This window comes from Ulvibacterium sp. (genome assembly GCF_028285715.1).
In the GTDB taxonomy this organism is placed as follows: Bacteria; Bacteroidota; Bacteroidia; order Flavobacteriales; family Flavobacteriaceae; genus Ulvibacterium.
The window spans coordinates 27,170-52,448 of record NZ_JANQOO010000008.1; the positions used below are offsets into that span (position 1 = coordinate 27,170).

The 25,279-nt window shown below is 42.4% G+C and carries 20 protein-coding genes; 5 read left to right on the forward strand and 15 right to left on the reverse strand.

Annotated features, from left to right (window positions below; translation table 11 throughout):
- Nucleotides 1-60: 60 nt before the first annotated feature.
- On the forward strand, nucleotides 61-1,797 hold the full coding sequence (locus Q0993_RS03245) for an alkaline phosphatase D family protein (RefSeq protein ID WP_299529694.1): 1,737 nt from the start codon (nucleotides 61-63) through the stop codon (nucleotides 1,795-1,797).
- 70 nt (nucleotides 1,798-1,867) lie between these two features.
- On the opposite strand, the gene Q0993_RS03250 is transcribed toward Q0993_RS03245, so the two are convergent.
- Both Q0993_RS03250 and Q0993_RS03255 read right to left on the reverse strand, forming a co-directional pair.
- The gene (locus Q0993_RS03250; protein ID WP_299529695.1) at nucleotides 1,868-2,311 is read right to left on the reverse strand and encodes a Spy/CpxP family protein refolding chaperone; all 444 of its coding nucleotides are present in this window, start codon (nucleotides 2,309-2,311) and stop codon (nucleotides 1,868-1,870) included.
- Between the two features lie 170 nt (nucleotides 2,312-2,481).
- Nucleotides 2,482-2,658: a hypothetical protein gene (locus Q0993_RS03255; protein ID WP_299529696.1), complete on the reverse strand. Its 177-nt coding sequence runs from the start codon at nucleotides 2,656-2,658 to the stop codon at nucleotides 2,482-2,484.
- A gap of 595 nt (nucleotides 2,659-3,253) precedes the next feature.
- Between Q0993_RS03255 and Q0993_RS03260 the strand changes: the two genes are divergently transcribed.
- Nucleotides 3,254-3,652, forward strand: a complete 399-nt coding sequence (locus Q0993_RS03260) for a hypothetical protein (protein WP_299529697.1) — start codon at nucleotides 3,254-3,256, stop codon at nucleotides 3,650-3,652.
- A gap of 56 nt (nucleotides 3,653-3,708) precedes the next feature.
- On the opposite strand, the gene Q0993_RS03265 is transcribed toward Q0993_RS03260, so the two are convergent.
- The 9 genes from Q0993_RS03265 to Q0993_RS03305 form a co-directional block, all read right to left on the reverse strand.
- Entirely contained in the window at nucleotides 3,709-5,139 is a 1,431-nt protein-coding gene (locus Q0993_RS03265; RefSeq protein ID WP_299529698.1) for a DASS family sodium-coupled anion symporter, read from the reverse strand.
- Nucleotides 5,140-5,240: 101 nt separating this feature from the next.
- Entirely contained in the window at nucleotides 5,241-6,635 is a 1,395-nt protein-coding gene (locus Q0993_RS03270) for a c-type cytochrome domain-containing protein (RefSeq protein ID WP_299529699.1), read from the reverse strand.
- Between the two features lie 12 nt (nucleotides 6,636-6,647).
- Nucleotides 6,648-7,523, reverse strand: coding sequence for a sugar phosphate isomerase/epimerase (locus Q0993_RS03275; RefSeq protein WP_299529700.1), 876 nt, complete (start codon nucleotides 7,521-7,523; stop codon nucleotides 6,648-6,650).
- A gap of 84 nt (nucleotides 7,524-7,607) precedes the next feature.
- Nucleotides 7,608-9,119, reverse strand: a complete 1,512-nt coding sequence (locus Q0993_RS03280; protein WP_299529701.1) for a DUF1501 domain-containing protein — start codon at nucleotides 9,117-9,119, stop codon at nucleotides 7,608-7,610.
- A 4-nt stretch (nucleotides 9,120-9,123) separates the two neighbouring features.
- Complete coding sequence (locus Q0993_RS03285; protein ID WP_299529702.1) at nucleotides 9,124-11,865, reverse strand: PSD1 and planctomycete cytochrome C domain-containing protein; 2,742 nt, start codon at nucleotides 11,863-11,865, stop codon at nucleotides 9,124-9,126.
- A gap of 114 nt (nucleotides 11,866-11,979) precedes the next feature.
- On the reverse strand, nucleotides 11,980-13,671 hold the full coding sequence (gene lysS, locus Q0993_RS03290; RefSeq protein ID WP_299529703.1) for a lysine--tRNA ligase: 1,692 nt from the start codon (nucleotides 13,669-13,671) through the stop codon (nucleotides 11,980-11,982).
- A 38-nt stretch (nucleotides 13,672-13,709) separates the two neighbouring features.
- On the reverse strand, nucleotides 13,710-14,444 hold the full coding sequence (locus Q0993_RS03295) for an SGNH/GDSL hydrolase family protein (protein WP_299529704.1): 735 nt from the start codon (nucleotides 14,442-14,444) through the stop codon (nucleotides 13,710-13,712).
- 110 nt (nucleotides 14,445-14,554) lie between these two features.
- Nucleotides 14,555-15,100 carry a thioredoxin family protein gene (locus tag Q0993_RS03300; RefSeq protein WP_299529705.1) on the reverse strand — a complete coding sequence of 182 codons (546 nt, stop codon included), beginning with the start codon at nucleotides 15,098-15,100 and terminating at the stop codon, nucleotides 14,555-14,557.
- Nucleotides 15,101-15,198: 98 nt separating this feature from the next.
- Nucleotides 15,199-16,383, reverse strand: coding sequence for a LuxR C-terminal-related transcriptional regulator (locus Q0993_RS03305; protein WP_299529706.1), 1,185 nt, complete (start codon nucleotides 16,381-16,383; stop codon nucleotides 15,199-15,201).
- Between Q0993_RS03305 and Q0993_RS03310 the strand changes: the two genes are divergently transcribed.
- Nucleotides 16,355-16,510, forward strand: a complete 156-nt coding sequence (locus tag Q0993_RS03310) for a YqaE/Pmp3 family membrane protein (protein WP_299529707.1) — start codon at nucleotides 16,355-16,357, stop codon at nucleotides 16,508-16,510. The two genes, Q0993_RS03305 and Q0993_RS03310, sit on opposite strands and share 29 nt — an antisense overlap.
- 72 nt (nucleotides 16,511-16,582) lie before the next feature.
- Nucleotides 16,583-17,299, forward strand: coding sequence for a lipoyl(octanoyl) transferase LipB (gene lipB / locus Q0993_RS03315; RefSeq protein WP_299529708.1), 717 nt, complete (start codon nucleotides 16,583-16,585; stop codon nucleotides 17,297-17,299).
- A gap of 34 nt (nucleotides 17,300-17,333) precedes the next feature.
- Here lipB and Q0993_RS03320 read toward each other — a convergent pair whose 3' ends face one another.
- From Q0993_RS03320 to Q0993_RS03335, 4 genes are all read right to left on the reverse strand, one after another.
- A complete protein-coding gene (locus Q0993_RS03320) occupies nucleotides 17,334-18,029 on the reverse strand; it encodes a hypothetical protein (RefSeq protein ID WP_299529709.1) in 696 nt (231 codons plus the stop codon).
- Between the two features lie 19 nt (nucleotides 18,030-18,048).
- Nucleotides 18,049-19,380 carry an OmpA family protein gene (locus Q0993_RS03325; RefSeq protein WP_299529710.1) on the reverse strand — a complete coding sequence of 444 codons (1,332 nt, stop codon included), beginning with the start codon at nucleotides 19,378-19,380 and terminating at the stop codon, nucleotides 18,049-18,051.
- 249 nt (nucleotides 19,381-19,629) lie between these two features.
- Nucleotides 19,630-22,092, reverse strand: a complete 2,463-nt coding sequence (locus tag Q0993_RS03330) for a ribonuclease HII (protein WP_299529711.1) — start codon at nucleotides 22,090-22,092, stop codon at nucleotides 19,630-19,632.
- Nucleotides 22,093-22,120: 28 nt separating this feature from the next.
- Nucleotides 22,121-22,717, reverse strand: a complete 597-nt coding sequence (locus Q0993_RS03335; RefSeq protein ID WP_299529712.1) for a ribonuclease HII — start codon at nucleotides 22,715-22,717, stop codon at nucleotides 22,121-22,123.
- A gap of 234 nt (nucleotides 22,718-22,951) precedes the next feature.
- On the opposite strand from Q0993_RS03335, the gene Q0993_RS03340 reads away from it, so the two are divergent.
- Nucleotides 22,952-24,964, forward strand: a complete 2,013-nt coding sequence (locus Q0993_RS03340) for a putative porin (RefSeq protein ID WP_299529714.1) — start codon at nucleotides 22,952-22,954, stop codon at nucleotides 24,962-24,964.
- Nucleotides 24,965-25,279: the final 315 nt, after the last annotated feature.

Here is a 25,279-nt window from a genome sequence, read left to right on the forward strand (position 1 = left end):
AATAATCTTGGTTTAACCCAAAGCGTACGTTCCGCAAATACCTTTAAAACAAAAACAAATATGGAACGTAAACCATTATCTAGAAGGGCCTTTTTGGCCAAATCAGTAATTGCCTCCGGGGGTGTTATCCTAAGCTCTCAAATGTTGGCCTGTGTCAAGGATTTTCACGGGGATGGAAATCCACCGGATAGGATACCACGTTTTCTGCACGGGGTGGGTAGTTTTGACCCTACTGCCGAGGCGGTCATTCTCTGGACCCGGTTTACACCAACTTCTGGGGAAGTAGCTAATGCTATCCCCATAAAATGGCAAGTAGCCACGGATTATGGTTTTGCCCAAATCATCCAGGAAGGTATGGAAACGACTACCAAGGAGGATGATTTTACCGTGGTGGTCGATGTTACCGGACTACCTTCCAATAGTAAATATTATTATCGGTTTATACATGAAGACTTGGAAGAAGAATCGGCTATTGGTGAAACCATTACCCTGCCATCAGCCGGGGAATCCCTTTCCAGTGTGAAATTGGCGGTTTGTTCCTGTTCCAATTTTCCTGCGGGCCTCTTCAATGTATATGATGCCATGGCAAAGAGCGACGCAGATGTCATTATACATCTGGGCGACTATATCTATGAATATGGCGAAGGTGGTTATGGTACCAATGATACTACCGAATCCCTAAATCGGGTACACGACCCAACAAACGAAATCCTCAGTTTGGAAGACTACCGCTTGCGTTATCGTCAATATCGTACGGATGAGGGCCTACAATTGGCCCATCAAAAGAAGCCGTTTATAGTTGTCTGGGACGATCATGAAATCACTAACGATGCCTATATGGACGGAGCGGAGAACCACGATGATTCGGAAGGATCCTATGAGGAACGGAAAGGTAGGGCGATAAAAGTACATGGAGAGTACCTGCCCATTCGCACAGACGACGGTACCATAATTTATCGCAATTTCGAATTCGGCAGCTTGGTTAATTTGGTGATGTTGGATACCCGTATCATCGGTCGTGACAAACAATTGAGTTTCTCGGATTTCTTTAACCTAGACGGAAGTTTCGACGCCGCCAGTTTCCAGGGTGCCCTTTTAAATCCCGATAGAAACCTATTAGGTCCCGAACAACTTACTTGGGTAGCTGGTGCCGTGGGGAGCAATAGTGCCAAATGGCAGGTTTTGGGTCAGCAGGTACTAATGGGTGCTATGACGGTTCCTGCAGAACTATTGATTTTGATTGGCCAAGTTGCCGGGGGCGATACCGCTCAAGAGACCTTGGGTGCATTGCAGACTGCCATTGGCGAACTTTCTGTCTTAAAAGGTAGGGCACTGGCCGGTGATCCCACCTTGACCGAGGCAGAATTGGCGCGATTGGCCTTTGTGGTACCCTATAACCTGGACGCTTGGGACGGATACCCCATAGAACGTGAGCGTTTGTACGCAATTTTGAATGGCAAGAATACGGTGGTACTGGCCGGGGATACCCATAATGCGTGGAACAACACCCTTAGGGATGCCTCAGGAAACAGCATCGGGGAGGAATTCGCATGTGCTTCGGTAACCTCTCCTGGTTTTGAAGGAATTTTTGGTGACGATCCGGCAACCATCCAAGGAATAGAGCAAGCTTTTACCCTTTTGATTGATAACCTAAATTATTTTGATGCTTCACAACGAGGTTATGTGTTGGCCGAATTCTCCGAGGGCTCGGCTACGGCTTCCTATCGTTTTGTGAACACTATTGCATCTCCTTCCTATTCTGTAATGGAAGGGAGCACCAAAATGTACATTGCTTAGTGGTATAGATAGAGAATGCCTAAAAACCCTGGATTTTTAGGCATTTCTTGTGTTGTAAAAACAGATATTATTATTTTCCCCTCTTTCCTTCATGCTTTTCTTTTCCGCGATGCTTTCTTTTGTGAAAGTGTAATTTCTCCCATTTCTCATATTGTTCCGGAGAAAGGATAGCTTTCATTTCGGCCTTATGGGCAATTTGATGGTCCAAACGTTCCAGTTGCATTGTGTAACGTTCCTCAGATGTAGGTTTCTTGGATTCACCACTTTCCCTCTTCGCCTTGCGTTCTTCCATTTTGGCCTTCCGAAGTTTGGCATTCTCTAGGCTCAATACTTGGATCTGTTTTTGTTGCACTTCGGTAAGGTCCAGGGCCAAGGTCATTTTTTTGGTGTGCAAGGTGGCTATTTGCTCCGGGGTAAGATCTTTCATAGCCGCCCTATGATGATTTTTTCGTCCCTCCTGTGCCATAACAGTTACTCCTGTCAATAGCGTTACTAATACTACAATTTTTTTCATGTCTTTAAATTTTATGATTTTCAGGAGTAGGACTTCAGGATTACGGAGAGGTTTAATGATTGCATTGAAGTTTGTGTTTTTTTTAACGAATTGGGCTATACGGATATATGAAAAGAAAAAGGTGTGGATTTTGGCCACACCTTCGAATAAAACATATTGATTTTGGTTGATTATTTCTGGGTATCCTCAAATATTTCAGCTTGAAGGGTATAATTCTCTATATCGGCTTCAACTAATTCCGCGGACTCTTTTTGATTTTGCAAGTCTTCTGGCTCGTAAACATAATAAATAGCGGTAGAAACCATGAAGCAGATAAAATACAGTAAACTTTTGATTTTGGGGGACATAATTATTGTTTTTTTGATTCTTCCTCTAAGATACCCAAAGGAAATCCGCCAAAAGAACCAATGTTGTGAAATACATAACTTGATGGGTGAATTGGCCAAATTCTGTGGTAGCCAAAACCTTGACTTTTAAATGATCCGGTTTCCACCCCTCTAATCGGGTTTTTTAGTCTTTTGGTCTAGAAGAACCAGAAAGACTTAAAGTTTTCATAAAAGCGTAACACTTTGAATTGAGGGTAGTCTTATAGACAGAGAATCTTCATTTTTAGAGTTAATTTGAATTAGTCAAAAAAGGGCTGGCCTAACAGCCGGCCCCTTTTTTCCGGAATTGACGAAACAATACCCACTTGAAATGGAGATCTTGGAAATTAACAAAAAAATAACGCAAAAATGGATAAACGCCATTTAGCAAAAATTAGGGTGTAAAATTGATAAGAACGCAAAAAAAATTAGACTGGGGTAAGAGGTTGGCAAAGAATAAGCCCTTCCATTGACAACCCAATTTCTGGATATTTTTTGGGAATCTGTCCAGGGCTTAAAACAGGCAATAATTGGTTTTTAGCGCGTTATATCCTTTCATACAATTAACCATATCGTTATGAGTTTTAAAAGAGTAACTTTAAGTATCGCAATCGGTCTATTATTTGCCAATGGGATGTTGGCAAACCGACCAGAACAAGAATTTGACATTAACAGTATTACCTATATCGAAGAAGAAATCGAGATTGACCTCGGTTTTGATACAGCGGATTATTTACCGGAAGGCTTCGACCCGTATACCGTATATTTTGACCTGAATTCCGTTTCTTATATGGAAGAAGAGGAGCTTCCACAGCTAGAGGAGTTAAGGGTTTATCTCCCTGCTGACTTTGATGCCTATGCCGATCCAAGTTCGGTAGACGGGATCAATTACATGGATTCCAGTGATGTAATTGAAATGGATTTCGACACGGCGGAATATTTACCTGAAAATTTTAACGTCTACCAGAGGAAATAAGAATGCATTAGAAATAGATGAACGGGCCCTGAACAATCTGTCCAGGGCTTTCTTTTTCAAAAAAGAAAAGGCAATACAAATTGGAACATCAGAATTAAAAGTCCAACAGCAATAAGATTGAGCACTATTCCTACCCGTGCCATTTGATGTACCCTTATGTACCCACTTGCAAAGACGATCGCGTTGGGCGGAGTGGCCATGGGAAGCATAAAGGCACAACTGCTTGCAATGGTTACCGGAATTAGCAAATAAAGAATAGGAATTTCCAGACCTATGGCAATACCGGCCACTACCGGGGCCAAAACGGCTACCAGAGCTACGTTGCTCATTAATTCGGTCATAAAAAGCATCAAAAAAATAAGTAGGGCCGCCGTAAGCAAAATGGAAATTTCACTGGCAGCTATGGCACTGGCCACCATATCCACGATACCACTAACGGACATCCCTTTCGCCAAGGCCAATCCTCCACCAAAGAGAATAAGAATACCCCAGGCCAATCTTGAAGTGTCGTTCCAATGGATTAAGAAATCACCTTTTTTCAAATTATAGGGTATAGCAAAAAGGGAGATGGCCGCGAACATGCTGATAATGGTGTCCGTAAGACCCAGGGCGGGAAATACTTTATTGATAAGCGTTCTGAAAATCCACAGAAAAACGGTAATCCCAAAAATGACCAGAACCATTTTTTCCTTGCCACTTGTAGGGCCCAGTTTTTGAAGTTCGGAATTGATAACTTCCCGAGATGCCATAAATTTCAACTGTTTGTTGGGAAACATCCATTTCACCAATACCAAATAACTAATAGCGATCATAACGAATGAAAAGGGAAGCCCTATGATCATCCATTTCAAAAAGGATATTTCAATGTTGTATTCATTTTCCAAAAGCCCGATCAACACCGAATTGGGAGGTGTTCCGATTACGGTGGCAATACCGCCCGCGTTGGCAGAAAAGGCAATACCCAGCATAACACTTAGGGCAAAATTCTGATCGTTTTTGGTAAAGCCATCGGCATCGTTGATCAATAATCCAATTACGGACATGGCAATAGGTAACATCACCACAGTACTGGCCGTATTGCTGATCCACATACTTAAGGATGCCGTAGCGATCATAAACCCCAGGACCACTTTGTTTGGGGTAGTTCCCGTTACCTTAATAATATTCAGCGCAATACGTTTATGTAAGTTCACCTTTTCCAGGGCCAAGGCCATAACAAAGCCACCAAAGAAAAGGAATACTATAGGGCTACCGTAATTGGCCCCGACATCGGCCATCGGCATTATCTTGAGCAAGGGGAACAGTAGCAAGGGCAGGAGGGCCGTCACCGAAATGGATACCGATTCGGTAATCCACCAGATGACCATCCAAACCGCTACGCCAATGACGGCATCTCCCTGTTGGGAAACCAGTTGAAAAGGTAAATTGATTACACCAAAAAATAAAATTGGCCCTAAAAAAAGACCGAGTTTTCTACTGATTTCCATGAAAGTGGATTAAAGCCCCTAAACTATGTTTTTTCTTTTGGTTTTGAAAATTTGTATTTGAGCGGAACCTTGCTTTTTCCTTGGAGACAACCACTTAGGATTTAATAGATTATAGAATCCGAAGGTATGGGCGGGAGTTCATAATTCCCATAGTCGATGATAATCTGACCTTCGTTAAGCGTTCGTACACCCTCTCCTTGTATTTGGGTGCCGAAGACGTAGGCGACTTCCAATTTTTTGAATTCAACTAAGTTATGTAGATAAATTTCCTCCAAAAGGGATCCTGTAAAATTAATGGATTTGAGATGTTCCAATGAAGCGAGCAATTCCATGTCTTTCCCAGTGATTGCGGTGGCATCCAATTTCAATACGGTCAAGTTGGGAAGGGTCGCTAATTTTTCAAAAATCGCATCGGTAATTTGGGTTCCTCCAAGATCTAATATGGCAATTTGCTCCCGGATAGGGAGTATGAATTCAAAATCGGAATCAGTAAAGGAAGGCATATTAATGCAGGAAACCTCCAGAAAATTGGATGCCTTGCTAATGTTCTCCACATGAAATCCTTTGTTTTTTATACCGTTAATGGTGTCCTGCGAAGCGGCCGAAATTTGTATATCGGGATAGTCGGCGTCATGTTTTTTCGGGAAAAACGATAGGAACAGCTCCTTCTCAATACCGAGATCTCCAATAGTCCCCTCAAAAGGGTTTCCAATGTTCAACCAAGCTCGGATCAACTCGATTTCTTCCGGGGTCGGTTGCCTTTTATCCTTGGGAGGCATATGATCCTCATCGTTCTTAGGTAACACCAGTCGGGTATACAACTCGCTAGTTTCCGAATTGCCGGTAACGATGATCTCCCCATTTTCCCCGCCTTTTAGGATTACCTCTGGATTATGCAATTGCAATTCCCCCTTGGTTTTTTTTGGCCCATGACAACTCACACAGTTGTTGTTCAAAATAGGATTTATGATATCATCGTACATAACAGCGTCTTGCCAATTTTCCTCGTTCAGGGCAATTACCTTTTCTTCAAAGGTCTCAAAACCCAGCGCCGATTTTATGTGATTGGGAAGGGGCTCTACCAAATAATCCTCGCCGTGCGTAATGTTGCCGCCTTTATGACCAGTAAAGGAAATCAAAACAAAAAAGAACGCCGATAATACTACGATGGGAACCTTGCTCAAAAAATCGACTTGTCGTATTTCTTTTAACCTGGCATACATCAAAAAGGCAAATAAGGCCGTGGCGATGCCTGACCATAAATGCCACTTCACGGTATCAAACGCATAGCCTTCACCAAGGTATTGTAAATACCCGGTAACACAGGCCAAGGCTGCGCTGATTCCGCCCCAGAGATACACCAATGGAATAACTTTGCCGTATTCTTTCCGCTTTCGATCGTACCACTGCAACAACAACCCAAGAATAATAAACCCTATCGGCAGATGTACAATTAGGGGGTGAAGTCTGCCCAGTACCTGTTTTAGAACGTCCATAAGTTCTTTTGCTTAATCAATATTCAAACGTTCTTTTAATTGCATCATCATATATAGGTTTGCTTTCCATTGGTCCGCTACCGGAACTCGGGTATAGGGTAAAGTTGGCATGTAGTCGGCCGGGCCGAACTCAGTGGTTATAGTATACATATCCTCTGTTTCCCATTTTTTGCGTATTACCTTTTCCCAGATATCCAGGTGTCTGTCCAAAGCCTTTTTCCATTCTGGGGCTTCCGGATCATTGACTTGGGGTCCCTCTGCGTGCCCTATGCGGGCATGGATATGATGAGATCGCTCAATGACCTCCTTTAATTCCGTATTTTGATTTTCTAAGAGCGATTCATGGACAACCATCCAATGGCTGATGTCCAAGGTCAATTTCAGATTGGGGATTGCTTTTAAATAGGCCCTCGTATCCGGAAGGTTAAAACTGAACCGGCCCCTATGTGTCTCATGGTAAATTGGGATGCCACTTTCCTCGGCCAAGGTATTGGCGACATCGATAAAGGCCTTGTTCTGCTCAAAAGTATAAAAGTCGCTGCCTGTATGACAGTTGATATAGGCGGGTTTCCAGGATAGCAAAATCTTGAAATGTTCCCTGTAGGATTTTAGGCTCTCTTCGAAAGGAAGAGATTTGCGCGTACCATTTAAAAATCCAACTTTCAATCCATAGTTTTTTAATGCCGCTTTTAATTCGGTTCGACTCTTTTCCGTGTAGGGAAACCAAGTCTCTATTCCATCGTAACCGGATGCCTTGGCACGTTCGCAAAAGGAATCCCAAGAAACATTTCTTCCCCAGTCGGTCTGAAAGAATTCAAGCTGTTTTTTCTGTTGTGGATGTGTGGTAAGCGCTATAAAAAAAAGAGCAAGGAGAAAACGTATTTTCATTTGTTGGTTTGGTTGTTTATTTTGAGCTTGTTGGTCCGGCTTACCTTTTGCATCCTAATTCTCCCATAGTTAACCTGCTATCCTTTATGCTAAAATCTCTTTGATAAGTTCTCCCTCCACATCGGTCAATCGAAAATGTCTCCCTTGAAATTCATAGGTAAATTGTTCGTGATCAAAGCCCAGTAGATGTAGAATGGTGGCATGGATATCATGTACGGAAACCCGGCCTTCTATACCGGAGAACCCAATATCGTCCGTTTTGCCATGGCAAACGCCTTTTTTGATACCGCCTCCGGCCATCCACATGGTAAAGGCGTCCCCATGATGATCTCGGCCCTTATAAGCCATTTTTTTATTGCCCCGGTTTTCCTGCATAGGGGTTCGGCCGAACTCACCGCCCCAGACCACCAGGGTTTCATCCAGCAGTCCTCTTTGTTTAAGGTCCAAGATCAATGCCGCAATGGGCCGGTCTATTTCCCGACACTTATTACGTAGGCCTAAATCAATTGATCCCTCTCGAACATTCCCGTGGGTATCCCATCCCCAATCAAAAAGTTGTACAAAACGTACCCCATCCTCCACTAGTTTACGTGCCAAGAGACAGTTGTTGGCAAAGGACTCCTTGCCCGGCTCAACACCGTACATCTGTTGGACATTTTCAGGTTCATTATTGATATTCATCACCTCTGGTACCGCGATTTGCATGCGGTAGGCCATTTCATATTGGTTGATGCGGGCCAAGATTTCCGGATCCGCATACTTGGTGTATTCTTCCTTGTTGATTTTGTTAATAGCATCAATAGTACTTTTTTTTAGATCTCGGGTCATACCCTCCGGATCTTCTATATAGAGTACAGGATCTCCTTTGGAACGACATTGAACACCCTGGTAAACGGATGGTAGGAATCCGCTACCCCAAACACTTTTCCCGGCATCCGGGGTATTGCCCCCGGAGGTTAATACCACAAAACCGGGAAGATTTTGATTTGGAGAGCCCAATCCGTAGGTGGCCCAAGCACCGATACTTGGCCTGCCTAATCGAGCACTGCCTGTATGCATAAACAGCTGCGCGGGGCCATGATTGAATTGATCGGTATGTACCGCTTTTAAAAAAGCGACTTCATCCACAACTTTCTTAAAATGAGGCATAAAATTGGAGACCCAATTACCCGATTCGCCCTCTTGCTTGAATTCGGCCTGGGGCCCCATCAGTTTTGGGGTGCCCTTGATAAAGGCAAATTTCTTTCCTTCCAACAAAGACTGGGGACAGTCCTGCCCATGATATTTTTGGAGTTGTGGTTTGTAATCGAACATTTCGAGTTGCGAGGGTGCTCCGGCCATGTGTAGATAAATGACCGACTTTACCTTTGGGGCAAATGGGGGAGCCAAGGTTGCCAAAGGGTTCAGGTCACGTTCGGAAAATGCCATAGGATTTTTGGCCTTGGGTTTTTCCAAAGGGTCGCATCCCATAAAAATGGAGCTTAACGCCAAACCTCCCATGCCCTGGGTACAACTTTTTATAAAGTGCCTTCGGGTTTTGGCCTGTGTTTCCCGGACAACTTTTTCTTGGATCAATCTTTGGACATGGTCTTGCATGGAACTAGGCTTTTGTTAAAAATTCATCCAAATTCATAATGGCATTGGCCACTACGGTCAAGGCACTTAATTCTGGAGTTGGTTTATCATCAAAATGCAAAAAAAGTGTATTGGCCTCTTCATTTTCCTGGAACTCCAATAATGATTCCTGGTACAATGCCTTTAATGCTTCCAATTTGTTCGGCGAAATATCGCTATAGGTAGCCCTTTTATAACTTTGGGCGATACTCTTATCGATGTCATCCACAACCCTGGTATTCTTGGCAAGCGCATAGGATGCTTCCAAATACACCGGATCGTTTAGGGTCACTAAGGCCTGTAGGGGTGTGTTGGTGACGATTCGGCGAATGGTACAGACCTCCCTACTACCGGCATCGAAGGTTAAAAATGAAGGGTAGGGGCTCGTCCGTTTCAAATAGGTATAGACCCCTCTTCTGTAGCGGTCCTCACCTTTGCTTTCTTCCCATTGGGCCCCATTGTAAACGGTTTGCCAGACGCCATCGGGTTGAGGTGGCATTACCCCGGGGCCGTACATTTTTTCACTCAAAAGTCCGGAAACAGCCAATGCCTGATCGCGAATGGCCTCTGCCCCCAATCGAACCCTGGGACCTCTGGCATACAATTCGTTGTGCGGATCTTTCTGATGCATTTCCGGGGTACTCTTTGAACTTTGACGATAAGTACCCGAAAGAACAATTTCCTTTATCAACGCCTTCATGCTCCAGTTATGCTCGTTCATGAAACGAAGCGAGAGCCAATCCAAAAGGGCAGGATGGGAAGGGGCATCGGACTGTGAACCGATATCCTCAATCGTGGCCACCAAGCCCCTGCCATAAATTTGGTGCCATATCCTATTTACCAATGTACGGGCGGTCAAAGGATTTTTTTTGTCAACAATCCATTTGGAGAGGCCCAATCGATTTTTGGGCCATTCCGGGTTCCATTCGCTTAGGCTTCCGGGAGTACTTGGTTGAACCGTATCGGTCTTGGATAGCCAGCTACCCCGATCAAAAACCTGGGTGGTACGCTGCATATAGGATGGGTTTTCGGCCAAAATAGGTACAGTGACAGCCGTGTTGGTATTCAAGGTTTTCAAAAAAGCCTTGTTTATCCCATACCATCCGGGTTTGTCCTGTCCTGGCATATCCTCCAAAAACGCAATCCAATAGATATTGATAATGTTGGCCTCTTTAGCCGCTGAATTATTTTGTATCTCAATATAGAGATTGGCCTTGTGATCTATCTTCTTTATCGGAAATTGGGAGGTTGTATTGTTCTTCGCTTTATTAATGGTAAACTGCCCTAAAATAGGTCCGTTGGCATCCCCTTCACGTATGATCATCCGGGTCCCGTCATAATGCGAACGATAATTTAAATATACATGGCCTGCATTGTTGGTGTAACCGTTTTCCAGAATGCAGTTGCCATCGTCCCAAAGTACCACGGAGGCATGGTCATCGTAGGACCCATTGGTAATTTCTTGAAAAAAGTGCGATTTATACACCGGTTCGGTGAACTGCATGAAGTCTTTGTAGGTTTTGTGCTGTTTTGGAGTGCCATTTTTCGAAATCCAATTGAGTACCTTGTCTACATCCTGCCGCTGCTCAGAATCAAAGAATTTGAGTACCGGGCCTTCACTTGGGGTGTCTTCGTCCCTAGTGTTGTTGAAAAAGGCCATAAGCTTAAAATACTCCTCATGCTTAAACGGGTCATAAGGATGGCCATGGCACTGTACGCAGCCTATGGTGGTGCTCTGCCAGACCTCAAAAGTGGTATTCACCCTATCGATGACGGTGGCAATTCGATATTCCTCATCATCTGTACCGCCCTCATCATTGTTCATGGTGTTTCGATGAAAGGCCGTGGCGATTAACTGGTCAGTACTTGGATCAGGTAAAAGGTCCCCTGCCAATTGTTCCAAAGTAAACTGGTCATAGGGCAGATCTTCGTTAAAGGCATCGATAACCCAATCCCGATATTTCCAAATGGATCGGCCCATATCCTTTTCATAACCTTTTGAATCCGCATAGCGGGCGAGGTCCAACCACCAGGTTGCCCACTTTTCCCCGTAGGACTTTTGTGCCAATAGGGTATCCGCCAAAGCTTCATAGGAAAGTGCCCCATTTTCGAACTCTAGCAACAGTTTCCCACTAGGAGGTAAACCGGTAAGGTCCAGGGCGAGTCTTCGGGCAATAACACTTTTCTGGGCCGGGGGATTGGGGCCCACTTGCTCACTTTCCAAACGGGCAAGGACAAAATTATCAATGTTGTTCTGAAGAAACTCGGACGATTTTTCAAAGGTAAAACCCGCCTCGTTGGTCCAGGTGGGGACGTCCACTTTTTCGGGAAGCGAATACGCCCAATGTTCCCCCCATTTGGCTCCCTGGTCTATCCAGCGTGTTAGGAGGTCTATCTCCTCATCGGATAGTTTGGCTTTCTCATAAGGCATGCGAAGTTCGGGATCTTCTTCCTTCAAGCGTTTTATGAACTCGCTACCTGAGGCATCCCCGGGAATAATGGCCGGCTTACCGGATTCGGTAACGGCAAAGGCTTCCTCTTCGAATAAGAGGCTAAACCCTCCATTTTTTTTAACACCTCCGTGGCAAGTAATGCACTTGTTATTGAGAATGGGTTTTATCTGTGTGCTGAAGTCAACTTTTTCGGTAGGCTTTAACGAATTCCAAAGAAGGGCAAGGGCACCCATGGCCATACCAATACCTGCTCCTATATAAATCTTCCTTTTCATTTACAATCCAATGATTTGGAAAGGCTTATAAATATAGGCATATTTTGAAAAATCGGGTTTTAAAATTACGCAACACTGTGCAACTAAAACCTGATTTTCAACCAGGACAGGATTTCAATCTTTAAGGGTTACGATTTTGGATTCGCCTTCCACCACGACTTGTACGATTCCATTTTTGGAAAGTGCTTTCATGGATCTGTCCCATTTTTTGCCACTAAGGCCGGCTTGGGATTTAAGCTCATTCAAATCCATACTTCCTTCCGGTTGTAAAAGGGCTACTATGGTCTTTTCTTCCTCGGATAATTCTACTTGCTTTTTCTCGGGCCGCATCTGCGGAAAGAACAACACTTCCTGGATGGAGGAATTATCGGTCAGGAGCATTACCAAACGGTCAATACCGATACCGATACCGGAGGTGGGGGGCATACCGTATTCCAGGGCCCTTAGAAAATCCTGGTCAATGAACATGGCCTCATCGTCCCCTTTTTCGGATAATCTTAGCTGCTCTTCAAAGCGTTCGCGCTGATCAATGGGATCGTTCAATTCAGAATAGGCGTTGGCAACTTCTTTGCCATTGATGATTAGCTCAAAGCGCTCCGTTAAGGCCGGGTTGTTACGATGCTCCTTGGTCAAAGGGCTCATCTCCTTTGGATAATCGATAATAAAGGTAGGTTGTACATAATGATGCTCACAGTTTGAGCCAAAAATCTCATCGATCAATTTACCTACTCCCATGGTTTCATCTACCTCTATCTGCAATTTCTGGGCCACTTCCCTCAATTGGGTCTCATCCATCCCGGCAACATCAAAACCCGTGTGAATCTTGATGGCTTCCAAAATGGGAACTCGGGGATAAGGTGCCTTAAATTCAATTTGCTTTTCACCCACTTTTACTTTTGTAGTGCCATTGGCGTCCAAGGCTACTTTTTCCAACAATTCTTCCGTAATATCCATCATCCAATTGTAATCCTTGTAGGCCACGTAAAGCTCCATTACGGTGAATTCCGGATTATGGGTACGGTCCATCCCCTCGTTCCTGAAGTCCTTGGAAAATTCATAGACTCCATCAAAACCACCTACGATAAGGCGCTTTAAATACAACTCGTTGGCGATGCGCAAGTATAATGGAATATTCAAAGCATTGTGATGGGTAAGGAATGGACGCGCGGCCGCTCCACCCGGAATGGGCTGTAGAATAGGGGTTTCCACTTCCAAATACCCTTTGTTGTTATAAAATTCCCGAATACTATTGGTTATTTTGGTTCTTTTGATGAAGGTCTCCTTAACGGACGGATTTACCACTAGGTCCACGTAGCGTTGGCGATAACGTAATTCCGGATCGTTAAATTCATCGTAAGTGTTTCCCTCAGCATCTTTTTTTGGTAAGGGTAGGGGACGCAATGCTTTGCTCAATACCGTGAAATCCTTTACCATCACCGTTTTTTCCCCCACTTTGGTGGTGAAAAGTTCCCCTTCCACACCAATAATGTCCCCTATGTCCAACAACTTTTTGTACACCTCGTTGTATAGGGTCTTGTCCTCCCCAGGGCAAATTTCATCGCGATTGAAGTATACTTGGATTCGGCCTAGGCTATCCTGTAATTCCGCAAAAGAAGCTTTTCCTTGGATACGGCGCGACATCAATCGCCCGGAAATAACTACCTTTTTTCCTTCCTCATACGCTTCTTTGATGTATTTTGAGGTAGCATTTACAGGATACAATGCGGCAGGATATGGGTCTATACCCATCTCCCTCAACTTGTCCAATTTCTCCCTTCTTATGATTTCTTGCTCCGAAAGTTGCATTTGTATGTAGTTAAGGCTGCAAATATAGACTGTTTGCGTCAATCTTTCAATTTGGACACGACACCTGGAACAATTCGATCCAGGAACATTTGATAGGCCTTTTCGGAAAGATGAAGGTTGTCTCCTGCGACCAGGGAAGTATCTTCAAGACCATTGCGGGAAATGTCGGTAATATCCACAAATGGAATACCATTCTGCTCGGCTATGGCGCTTGCGAAATTGTTATAATTATCGATTTCCTCGGATATGTTCTCAAAACCAAGATCTTGTCCAAATGGGGTAAAGAAATAATCCGGGATGGAAATTACCGTTACCCGCTCTGGGTCGTTGCCTACCAAATTCAGTGCCTTGTCCAGAAGTTTTGGAAATTCGTCCTCGTATTGCGCAAAGGGACGATTTTGAAATTGATTGTTCACCCCGATCAATAAAGTAACCAAATCGTAACTATCTGCCGGTGTTTCCTCTGCCAAGGCATCAATTAGGTTATCAGTACGCCATCCTGCCCTCGCGACTACTTGCAGTGTAACCCCATTGTTGAGTTCTTGGGCCAAGGCCTGTTGTAGTTGTTTAGGGAAGCTTTTTTGGGGATCTATACCGGTTCCTGCCGTGTAGCTATCGCCTAACGCAAGGTACCCTATGGATGCGCTGGATTGCCTGTTCCTTTCGGGTTCCATGCTTTCGGAATCCATCATGGCATCCGTACTACAGGCAGGCCCAAGCACCGCGACAAATGCAATTAAAAGAAGATTACCTTTCAATAGTCTACCCAACATTTTGTATTCTTAATTGGACATCGGCACAAATAGCAAAAATACGCCGAAAAATTAGTTTTGTGCCAGACTACTATATAGAAGGACTATTGAAAGATAATTGAGGTAAGGTGCTATTGTTTTTTTACGGCGTAGTTGGGCACGTACTTGTCCCCATTTAAAATGAGTGCCATATCTTCTTCCAATGACTCCACAGGACTTTCTACAATTCTGTTTATTTCTGTTCCGTTTTTTAGGAAAAGCATTGTCGGCACCTTTTTGATGTTCTTACCCTTTTCTTCTCCCCCGGGACTTTTTTTGTACCACTCTTTTCTACGATCCAATGCAATGATTTCCAAATTTTCCAGAGGGAAATCGGCTTCTCTCAGGATTTTGATAAATCGGGGTACCTCACGCTTGCTATCCCCGCACCAGGTGCCTAAAAAGAGTTGTATTCGACAATCGGCCAGTTTCAACTTAAAAAGGCGTATTAGCGTCTCATCTACGCCATAATCCAGGTACGATTTCTGATACCAATTCCGGTAGGGCTCCTTTTCGAAGGCTTCCAACGTAATTTTCCCCAAAAGGAATGGCCTTCCATCTTTAAGAAAGACTTCTTGATTTTGACCAAAGAGGCCGGTAGCCAACACTGTGAAAAATAAGAATACACTAGTTTTCATGAATTTCGATTTAAAGTTTAGATTTCGAAAATCATGCATAAATAATTAGATGAATAGGAAGTGGTGTTGGAAATAGGGACTAGACCCCAGGTGGATTTTTAATTTTGATTCTCGAATAACCCCTTAATGTCCTCTCTTTTGGAAACATTCAGTTTTTTGTACAGATTGTTAATATGTGTTTTTACAGTGCTCACACTAATAAAAAGGTCTGTCGCGATTTCCTTGTTGGTCTTTTCCTTTAGAATTTCATGTACAATTTTCTGCTCCTGAAACGTGAGTTTTTCCAAGATACCCTTCTTTATTATTTCTCTAGATCTTTTTCTTTGGAACAACAAATACAGGTTCAGCAACAAGGAAAGCGCTAGGATAAAGGCCAAAATCCATTTCCATGTAAAAATAGCTGTGTCCTTGCCCGAAGCAATTTGTTCGTCCAGATGGATTTCATTTTCGTACAACTGCGTATATGCCGTTTCGGGATATCCCTTTTTGAGACGTTCAAGTAGATGGTCATAATATAGGTTGTCGTTGAGGTCTTTTAAGTAGTAGGAATAAGTTTCATTTCTTCTGTCCGATAAGAAGTCATAAATAAAAAGTTCTGCCAAGGGCTCATTAAGACGTAAACCAAATTCCTGTAAGCTTGTAAACCATTTCTCCGAATTGATTTTTCTGTTGGCTTCACTATTAAAATCATTAAAATCGACAATCATCTCCTCTTTCAGGGATTCTATTTGTAAGAGGTCGTCGGAAGAAGGGTTCGTAGAAGCAATTTGACAAAATGTTTGTCCATTGGGCGATTTTGAAAAGTTTAGGGTATCCGAGTTGTTTGCTATAAAGAGTACACTCTGACTAAAATCACAGACCCCAAGTATGTGAGGATTTGGTTTGGACTCCACATCGCAACCATCCAGATGTAGTCTATAAATTCGATTTTCTTCCGGAAGATTGGTTCCCTTGAAACTGAACCTGCCTAATGAGTCAACCTCCGTTTTCCGGATGATTTGATCTATATAGATTCTGGAAAGCTTTCTATAATCCTCAATGTAGGAGAGATATACCGTCTTACCTTCATCTAGGTTTATTTGTCCATCAAAACGATACTGCCCCTGGCTTTTAAGGATTATGAAAAATAGTAAAAAAAACAGTGTTTTTGTTGACATATAATATGCGTCGAATACAGAATAAAAATACAGGTTTTGCGTAACAAATGGCGTAAAATTGCGTCCTATAGGTACATCAATCAAAAGAAATTTGAAAATGGGTTGTTTTAGAGTCTTATTGGCCATTTTATTCCCACCTTTGTCCGTCATCGATCAGGGATGCGGCTCTATTCTTATTGTCTTTTTACTCACCTTATGTGGATGGGTTCCCGGGGTTATCGCAGCACTTGTGATTTTAAATAATCCTAATTAGAAGTTCTCCTAGGCTGTTCCGATCTATTCAAGGGAGACGAAAAAGTTACGTTATCATCGTATCTTTGCCGGTATGAACAAAAAGGTGGCAATACAAGATTTGGGATTTCAGGATTATAAAAAGACCTGGGAGTATCAGGAAACACTTTTTCAAGAAATCGTGGACCTAAAAATCAAAAATAGAAGACAAGGAACCACATTAAATACCCCCAATCATTTTTTGTTCGTTGAGCACCCCCATGTGTATACCTTGGGCAAGAGTGGGAACATCGATAATTTGCTGGTGGACGAAAAACAACTGGCTGAAAAAGGAGCCAAGTTCTACAGGATAAATCGGGGAGGTGACATCACCTATCACGGTCCCGGACAGATTGTGGGCTATCCCATCCTTGATTTGGACAACTTCTTTACCGATATTCATAAGTATCTTCGATTTTTGGAGGAAATGGTCATTTTAACCCTGGCCGAATACGGGCTAAAGGGGGAACGTTCCGAAGGGGAGACCGGGGTATGGTTGGATGTAGGTACTCCTTATGTTCGTAAAATCTGCGCCATGGGTGTTAGAGCCAGCCGATGGGTTACCATGCATGGTTTTGCATTGAATATAAACGCGGATCTAGGTTATTTTGACCATATGATTCCCTGTGGTATACAGGATAAGGCCGTTACTTCCTTAAATGTGGAATTGGGAAAAAGCGACGTGGATATGGAGCAGGTAAAACCAAAATTGCTCAAGCATTTTGCGGCGCTCTTTGAAGCGGAATTAATCCAACAAAAAGCCAGGGTGTAAGCCTGGCCTTTCATCAAATCGATATTGTTTTCTTTTACTTGCTCAACTGCGTAAGTGCCATACTATTGGTGACGGCTCCATTTCTATCATAGGTTTCTTGTTTGACCATACCGATGTCTTCTGCCACCCATAATCTGGATGGAAAGGTCTGGGTGGCGCCCATGGTCTTGGACTGGGTATCATTATAAAGCACATAACAATCGAAAGTGCCTGCAGGAGTGGTAACGTTTTCTTTTTTCTCCACTTTACGATTGATCATGTTCACCTCAATATTCATGCTCATACCGGCCATGCTGATGGCCATGGTTACGTTGGCATCATCCAAGCTTTGGCCTACGCTTAAGTTGTTCGGTAGCTCAATATCCGTACCGGTTATTTCATATTCCATATCCTTGAACTGACTGGTCATGGCCTCCGGTAGTAGGGAATTATAGTCAATTTTAATCCCATTTCCGGTACAGGTATAGGTGTAATCCGAGGTAAAAACTTCCTTTCCCTTTTTATCGGCAAACTTCATGGACATCGTTGCACGCGTCTCACCTCCGGAATTGTCTACATTGGTAATCGTATAGTCGGTAACACCCTCGCTCTTCCCCTTTTTATTGTACATGGTATATTGAAACGTGGTTCCCTCAACTAGGGGATAGTATTTACTGCAGCTATCTTGGGATACCACCGTATATGTTCCAAACAGTAAAGCAAAGGTCAACCCTAATATGGTCTTTTTCATAGCTAAGTAACGTAATAAATTATTGCTTAATAAATTCTACCCTCCTATTTTGGGCCTTTCCGTCTACAGTGCCATTATCCCCTACGGGCTCGGTCTCACCTTTGCCTTCGGTCATTAAACGATCGGAAGAAACGTTATACACGGATACCAAGGCGCTTTTTACGGCGTCCGCCCTCTTTTTGGAAAGCTCCATATTGGAAGCATCGTTACCATCGGCATCGGTATGCCCCACAATTTTGAGTTTCATGGCGGTCTCCTGCTGAAGGACTTGGGATATTTGCCGAATAACCCCCATGGATTGCGGTTTTAGATTGGCCGAACCCGATTCGAACAAAATTGCATTGGTCGATATTTTGCCCTCTGAGATTAACTTACGGCGTAGGTCCACACCCCCCTCGGCCACTTTAAGGTTGGTAATAAAGACCCTTTCTTTCCCGTCCTTAAGATTGTTCACGTGAAATTTCACGGTATGTAACACAGCTCCAGCGGGTAACAGTCTGGGTACATCCAAATATTTCACCTCATTGATCCAGAGCCTGAAGCGCTGTTTGTTGGCGGCTATCGATACGTGTGGCATATCTAGGATTTCATCACGTAAATCAGCTTTGACCGTACTGCGTATTTCCCTTTTTCCATTGATTCTGTTTTCAACGGTAACCCCAATTGCGGCATACTGACAAAAGGGGATTTCGGCGAAACCATAGTTTGTTCCCTCCTTAAATTTGTCGTCATCACTTAGGGTAATCCTAAGTTGGGAAGTTGAAGAGGTTTGTTTATCCAGGCCCACGGCACCTATATCAAATTCAATAGTATATTCCTCCGGCAATTTTGGTACATCGGGCACATAATAAATGTTGTATCCTGACTTAAGTTCGAGCCATTTTTGGGGAGAATCGCCCATAGTGATAATTTCCCCTCCGGCATTGGTGTTCCACTTTGAGGGAAAATCCCCAATGAAGTCGTTTGCGAAATCATCAAAAAATAGCATTTTGTCCCCAGGGACAAAATCGAACTTGCTATAAACGGTAATCGATTTTTCGGCGGTTTGCCCCATTCCTGGATTACCATCACTGGTACCACCAGAATTGGAACCCGAATTGGGTTCCGTACTTTGTGGTATGGGGCTTCCTCCCTGACCACTTCCCTTGGAACCTGGTTCTAGGATACTGTCCAATACCTGATCGGTTTTTTCCGTAGTCTCTTTGTCAACCCTTCGCTCTACGGCCCTTTCAGCCGCTCTCTCTGCGCGTTTACCAAGTTTTTTCAGAAATTGGGCATTTGCGGTTTGCGCAAACCCTAAAAAAAGGAAAAAGGTCGCTGCTATTTTGATGATTTTGCTTAATTTTTTCATAATTCTAGTACTAAATTGATGCCTTTTAAAAATACAAAATATCCTTCACCTTGGATGTGCGTTTATACTTACGGAGCATTTTTAGGTCTGGACTTTTCAGTACCGCATATCGTATTTTTAACGCTTCATTAAAATTGAGAAGATTCAGGGGATTTTTTTGTGTTCATTTAAATTTAAAAACCATCCTTGTCCAAAGAGAAAGATATGTATGGTTGGTAGGAAATGCTGTATAAATGGGGATTGAAGTGATCAATTCATACTGTACATGATAAAGGAATTGTCCTGGTCCTTTACGACAACTTCCAATCTCCGGTTATTGTCCACATCGCCTAAATCTATGGGAGAAGTACCTATAATCGGAAAATTGGGAATGGGCTTCGCGTTACTGTCAAAAAGATAAACCCTTTGGTTTTGAATATCGGTAAGGGTAACATATATCTTATCATAGATATAAAAGATTTTTGGGGGCAGATATACACCCAGATCTAGTTCTACCTTGTTCCCCTTTATACTGAGTTCGTTGTTGTTTATGAGCGCAAGGGTTTTGTTGGTGGCATCCAGGCCGTGATCCTCATTTAGATTCAGATTGGCCTCGGTCGTCTTTCCCCTTTCATCAATTTGGTACAAAATCCCCTTTTTATCCGTGGCAATAAACTTATTCTTGTACACATATATTTCGTTTTCCGAAAAATCTATCTTTTTATCCACCTTTACCCGGACCTTACCTACACGACTTAAAATCTTTAGACTGCCGTCGGAAAGCTTAAATGTCAAATAATCCTTTTTCCCTATTCTAAAATGCTTCGGAGCGTTGAGAACAGAATGTTCAGCTCTGGTATAGGTGAAGCCGGTTACGATGTCCCCTTTGTTGTTGTACATAAAGATTTTTTCGTTTTGCACCACCACAAATCGATAATCCTTATTTCCATCATAATCAAAGACCGCAAGGGGTCTCAAGTTTCCACCCTCAAATGATTTTACAAAAGGCCTAACCTCCTTTCCATTTCTATCCAAAATCAAAAATTGATTGTTGGTGGTAAAAGCAAGCTGTAGGCGACCATTCTTATAAATATCTACTTGATGCACCTGGCCTTGGATACGGCCATCCAATTTTTTGCTCCAAAGTGTCTGGCCGTTCCTCGAAATAAGATGTAGGGTGTTGTCCTCATCTTGAACAACAATTTCCTTTGTTTTGGTATTATGATTGACAACAAATTGCGGATTTGTGGCAATTTCACTTTCCAGGTTTTTAGAAAACGACTTGGAAATGCGCCTATTGGATCTTTTGGGTGTTATATTACGTACAACGGCGTTCGTATGAAAAATGTCCTTATCGGCTACCACCTGCGCCGCATATACCGTGGATTGGAGCTTTGATTTGGCAAAATCCTGAACGAAGGTTTTCGAAAAATGAGTATCCAGCAGATTCTTTATGCCCTTGGAATCAGAGATATATAAAACCGTGGATTCTGATGCAATATTTTCCACAGCTGTCTCATAGACGGGGGTGTCTCTAAAGGTGTTGTTGTTTTTATAACTTCGGATAACAGTTTGTAAAATTTCTTTTTCCCCTGCAAAAATGAAGGCGTTGTCTAGAACCGTGACATAATGTGCATCAAAATCCTTGACAAGTGGAGAAAGCAATTTTTCTAAAAAATCACTTTGGCCCAATTCCAGAATTTCGTTGCCTTGAAAATCAAGGGACCCTACCTGCATCTCTCCTAAAAATTCCGCAATGGTTTCGGACCCAAAAGTATTCAGCAGTACCGCTTTTTTGGAATTAAGATAGATAAGCCCAATTTCCTCTACCGTGGTAAATAAGGAATCCTCGGGTATGGAATATCCTAAATATCCCTGTTTGTTCTTGGCAAACGTCCGGTAGTCATTAAATGTATAGGACAGAATGGCCTCGCTATTTTTTGGAGCAAAATTTTGAATAGTATTGACCAAGGGAGTAGTATTCCTAAAAAGGTCCAGGTAGTTTTGGGTCGAATCCCGAACCATACTCATTCCCCTTAAATTGATTTGATCTAATTGCAGGTCAATATCCAAGGCTAGCCAATCCGAAAAATTTGTTATATCAATTCCAGGATTGTCTTTCAAAATAGATTCAAGAAGCTCTGCGTTTTCATCCATATCCATAAAAAGGGAAGCAGGTTTTGTAACTCCCGAAGCTCTATACAGCCTTTGCAGTTCCTTGGGAATTTCGACCTTTCCAAAATTCTCCAATAAATCCTCCAATACTGCCTGTGATGAACTTATTGCTATTTTATCGTCCAAGCGAGATGCAAAAAATACAGTTCCATCTATAGTGTACCTATCTATCTCTTCCCTGCCTTGGGCAAAGCTCTCTACCGTCTTGTTTTTTATGCTGTCCAAGTGTATTACATTCGGACTAAAATCGGTGATGAAAGTATACCCCCATTCCTTATCAATGGATTCTGAAAAAGCAAGTAAACCCGAAGTTTGGGGTTGGACATAGTTGAGATTATCTACAATTTCGGCTATACCCTTGTAAGTCTTTGAAGACTCAAAACGTTTTAGGAAATCGTTGTTCTTAAGACTTTCCTTAAAGCTATCAAAAGAATTAATTTTGATGAGCAGCGACGGATTAACAGGAACAAGTTCCAAAAAGGACGAAGCGGTTTTATTCTCTTTTTGGCAGCCGAAAATCAGAAAAAGAAAACCAAGGATAAGGATTTTGGACTTCATGAAAATACTTTACCGTAAAAGTAAACTTTTAAAACTCTAAGGTCAATTGATCTGGTAATAACCTAAAACTTTTTCTGTGGTATTTCGTAGTGCCGTATTTAAGGATGGCTTGCCGATGTTCACGGGTCGGATAACCTTTGTTCTTTTTCCAGTTGTACATGGGAAATTCTTTATGCAACTTTTCCATATAGGCGTCCCTGTAGGTCTTGGCTAATATGGATGCCGCTGCAATGCTCATATACTTGCTGTCTCCTTTTACGATGCTTTTGTGCGGAATATTTTTATAAGCCTTGAACCGATTCCCATCAACTATGATGAACTTTGGTGTAACTGGCAATGAATCAATGGCTTTGTGCATAGCCAAGATGGAAGCATTAAGAATATTGATTTCGTCAATTTTTTCGGGATATATGTGGGCCACACCATAGCAGATGCAACCCTTTTCCAAGATTGGCCTCAAAGTGTTTCGCTTACCATGTGAAAGCTGTTTGGAATCATTTAAAACGTCATTTTTGAAACCCTCTGGAAGAAGTATCGCGGCAGCGGTAACCGGACCGGCCAGACAACCCCTACCAGCTTCGTCGGTACCGATTTCATCAATGTCGTGGTAAAAGGGCTCTAACAATGGACAAAGGTTTTGGTCAAGGTACTCTACAAGTATAGTAAATTTTAATGGAAAATTATTTGTGCCGACTTTAAGGTTATCCCGCGCAGACTGGGAAAACTTTCACATTTCATTACGAACAAAAAAATTAACTTTGTCCGCGAAACTTGTTTTGATATACTGGTTCATGCAGTTGCCAAAATGGTTCATTGTAGTAATCCCGGCTTATAACGGGACCTGTTTAATGCTTCTTTGATGGGGCAGTCATCGGATTTAATGAAATATTTTCCACTCCTGTTCTTACTGTTTTTCGGACTCTCTTTCTATGGACAGGAAGATTCCATTCCGCCGCCCAAGGAACTGGATACTTCTCGTTTGGGGGAAAGGATGATAAAACCGGGAAACGAAAATATGGAAGCCCCTGTCCAGGAATTGACCATTAAGGATTATAAGATAATTTCATACGCACGGGACACCACTTTTGTGGATACCACTTTGACCATACAAAAGGAATACCGCTATAATTATTTAAGAAAGGACGATTTTGAACTTATGCCTTTTTCCAATGTAGGCCAACCCTATAATAAATTGGGCGTCGATTTTGATCGTAGGAACCTATATCCTTTGTTGGGGGCGGAAGCGCTTCACTTTAATTATATGGAGATGGAGGACATTATGTATTATGATGTCCCTACTCCCATGACCGATCTCTTTTTCAAGACAACTTTTGAACAAGGCCAACTTTTGGATGCCATGCTAACCTTTAATACCTCCAGGAGACTCAATTTTTCCATTGCCTATAAAGGTTTTAGATCTTTGGGAAAGTATGCTTTTGATCAGGCGGAGTCTGGAAACTTCAGGACGACTACCAATTACATCACTGAAAATGGACGATATAACTTACGGGCGCATATTGCTGCACAGGATATAGAGACGGAGGAGAACGGGGGATTGCTGAACAGGGAACAATTTGAAACCGGTGGTGAGGACGATGAATTTAGGGATCGTTCTAGGATTGATGTCAGATTTACCGATGCCAACAACAAGATATTGGGGAAACGTTATTTCTTGGATCATCAATATAAGTTGTTGAGAAGCAATCGAGACTCTTCAATGGTGGAAGCCACGTCTTTGACCATTGGTCACAAATTCAATTATGAAACCAAGTATTACCAGTACATACAAACGGCCAATAATGATTACTTTGGGAATGCCTTTCTTTCCGATGTCAACGATAAGGCCAATCTTAAGACCATGTTTAATGAATTTAGTGCGGAATTCTTCAATACAATTCTGGGGCGGCTTCAAGGGAATATTAGTCTGTACAATTACAATTACTTCTTTAATAGTATCCTGATAAATGATACACAGCAAATTAATAATCAGTTAAAAGGAGAGGAAATCGCAGTTGGGGCCAAGTATGAAAAACAAATTGGAGGTTTTCAGGTAAAGGGAGATATGAAATACAACGTATCTGGAAGTTTGACCGGTAGTATTCTAGATGCCTCTGCCAGTTATCGGTTTAACGAAAATAATAATCTAAGGGTTTCTATCCATTCCTCATCCAGGATGCCAAACTTCAATTTTTTGCTTTATCAAAGTGAATATGAGAATTACAACTGGCAGAATACCGCCATATTTGAAAATCAAAGGGTGAATAACATTCAGGTTAATTTTAATTCTGGGTTTTGGGGCAATATAACGGCCAAGTACACCACTTTGGATAACTATACCTACTTCACATCCGATTCGGGAACTCCGGTAGATGAAGGAATGGAATTAGGCAATATAAGGCCCTTTCAAGAAGGTAATAGCGTAAACCACTTGAAAATAAAATATAACAAGGAATTTAGATTGGGAGGTTTTGCACTAAACAATACCGTGATGTACCAGAATGTTTCGCAAACTAATAGTGTGCTCAATGTTCCTCAGTTGGTAACGAGGAATACCTTGTATTTCTCTTCCGATGTGTTTAAAAAGGCCATGTACTTGCAGACGGGTATTACGTTTAAGTATTTCACGGCGTATAACATGGATGGGTATAATCCGCTCCTTGGGGAATTCTATATTCAAAATACCGAAAGTTTTGGAGGATATCCACTACTGGATTTTTTCATCAATGCCCGGGTAAAGCAGACCAGGATATATCTCAAAGCCGAGCATTTTAACTCTTCTTTTGGAGGAAACTTTGATTTTTATTCGGCTCCAAACTATCCCTATCGGGACTTTGTAATTCGTTTTGGTTTGGTCTGGAATTTCTTTTCTTAGAAGAATTTCTTCCAATTTCAATACTTTTTCCAGTATTGCCTTATACTATAACATGGGTATATAGGATTTTCTTGAGTGTTATTTTTATCAATTTAGAAAGGTGGTAGTAGAGCGTTACATGCTTTAAACAGGTGCTTTTTGGGCATTTGCCCTAGACCTCATAAAATGAATATTCCTAACCTTTTCAAAAAAAATTGCCTAGGGGTTGTACAAACAAAAAAACCGGTTTATATTTGCAGCCGCTTTGGGGGTAAGTCCCGGGGCTTTGATGAAGTTCATTAACATATTGTGGAGACGCGGAGCGAGGCCTTTGAT

What these genes read in the sequence shown, in the direction of transcription:
- Q0993_RS03245 (WP_299529694.1), top strand. Translation starts at nt 61, where the DNA reads ATGGAACGTAAACCATTATCTAGAAGGGCCTTTTTGGCCAAATCAGTA.
- Q0993_RS03250 (WP_299529695.1), bottom strand. Translation starts at nt 2,311, where the DNA reads ATGAAAAAAATTGTAGTATTAGTAACGCTATTGACAGGAGTAACTGTT.
- Q0993_RS03255 (WP_299529696.1), bottom strand. Translation starts at nt 2,658, where the DNA reads ATGTCCCCCAAAATCAAAAGTTTACTGTATTTTATCTGCTTCATGGTT.
- Q0993_RS03260 (WP_299529697.1), top strand. Translation starts at nt 3,254, where the DNA reads ATGAGTTTTAAAAGAGTAACTTTAAGTATCGCAATCGGTCTATTATTT.
- Q0993_RS03265 (WP_299529698.1), bottom strand. Translation starts at nt 5,139, where the DNA reads ATGGAAATCAGTAGAAAACTCGGTCTTTTTTTAGGGCCAATTTTATTT.
- Q0993_RS03270 (WP_299529699.1), bottom strand. Translation starts at nt 6,635, where the DNA reads ATGGACGTTCTAAAACAGGTACTGGGCAGACTTCACCCCCTAATTGTA.
- Q0993_RS03275 (WP_299529700.1), bottom strand. Translation starts at nt 7,523, where the DNA reads ATGAAAATACGTTTTCTCCTTGCTCTTTTTTTTATAGCGCTTACCACA.
- Q0993_RS03280 (WP_299529701.1), bottom strand. Translation starts at nt 9,119, where the DNA reads ATGCAAGACCATGTCCAAAGATTGATCCAAGAAAAAGTTGTCCGGGAA.
- Q0993_RS03285 (WP_299529702.1), bottom strand. Translation starts at nt 11,865, where the DNA reads ATGAAAAGGAAGATTTATATAGGAGCAGGTATTGGTATGGCCATGGGT.
- lysS (WP_299529703.1), bottom strand. Translation starts at nt 13,671, where the DNA reads ATGCAACTTTCGGAGCAAGAAATCATAAGAAGGGAGAAATTGGACAAG.
- Q0993_RS03295 (WP_299529704.1), bottom strand. Translation starts at nt 14,444, where the DNA reads ATGTTGGGTAGACTATTGAAAGGTAATCTTCTTTTAATTGCATTTGTC.
- Q0993_RS03300 (WP_299529705.1), bottom strand. Translation starts at nt 15,100, where the DNA reads ATGAAAACTAGTGTATTCTTATTTTTCACAGTGTTGGCTACCGGCCTC.
- Q0993_RS03310 (WP_299529707.1), top strand. Translation starts at nt 16,355, where the DNA reads ATGGGTTGTTTTAGAGTCTTATTGGCCATTTTATTCCCACCTTTGTCC.
- Q0993_RS03305 (WP_299529706.1), bottom strand. Translation starts at nt 16,383, where the DNA reads ATGGCCAATAAGACTCTAAAACAACCCATTTTCAAATTTCTTTTGATT.
- lipB (WP_299529708.1), top strand. Translation starts at nt 16,583, where the DNA reads ATGAACAAAAAGGTGGCAATACAAGATTTGGGATTTCAGGATTATAAA.
- Q0993_RS03320 (WP_299529709.1), bottom strand. Translation starts at nt 18,029, where the DNA reads ATGAAAAAGACCATATTAGGGTTGACCTTTGCTTTACTGTTTGGAACA.
- Q0993_RS03325 (WP_299529710.1), bottom strand. Translation starts at nt 19,380, where the DNA reads ATGAAAAAATTAAGCAAAATCATCAAAATAGCAGCGACCTTTTTCCTT.
- Q0993_RS03330 (WP_299529711.1), bottom strand. Translation starts at nt 22,092, where the DNA reads ATGAAGTCCAAAATCCTTATCCTTGGTTTTCTTTTTCTGATTTTCGGC.
- Q0993_RS03340 (WP_299529714.1), top strand. Translation starts at nt 22,952, where the DNA reads ATGGGGCAGTCATCGGATTTAATGAAATATTTTCCACTCCTGTTCTTA.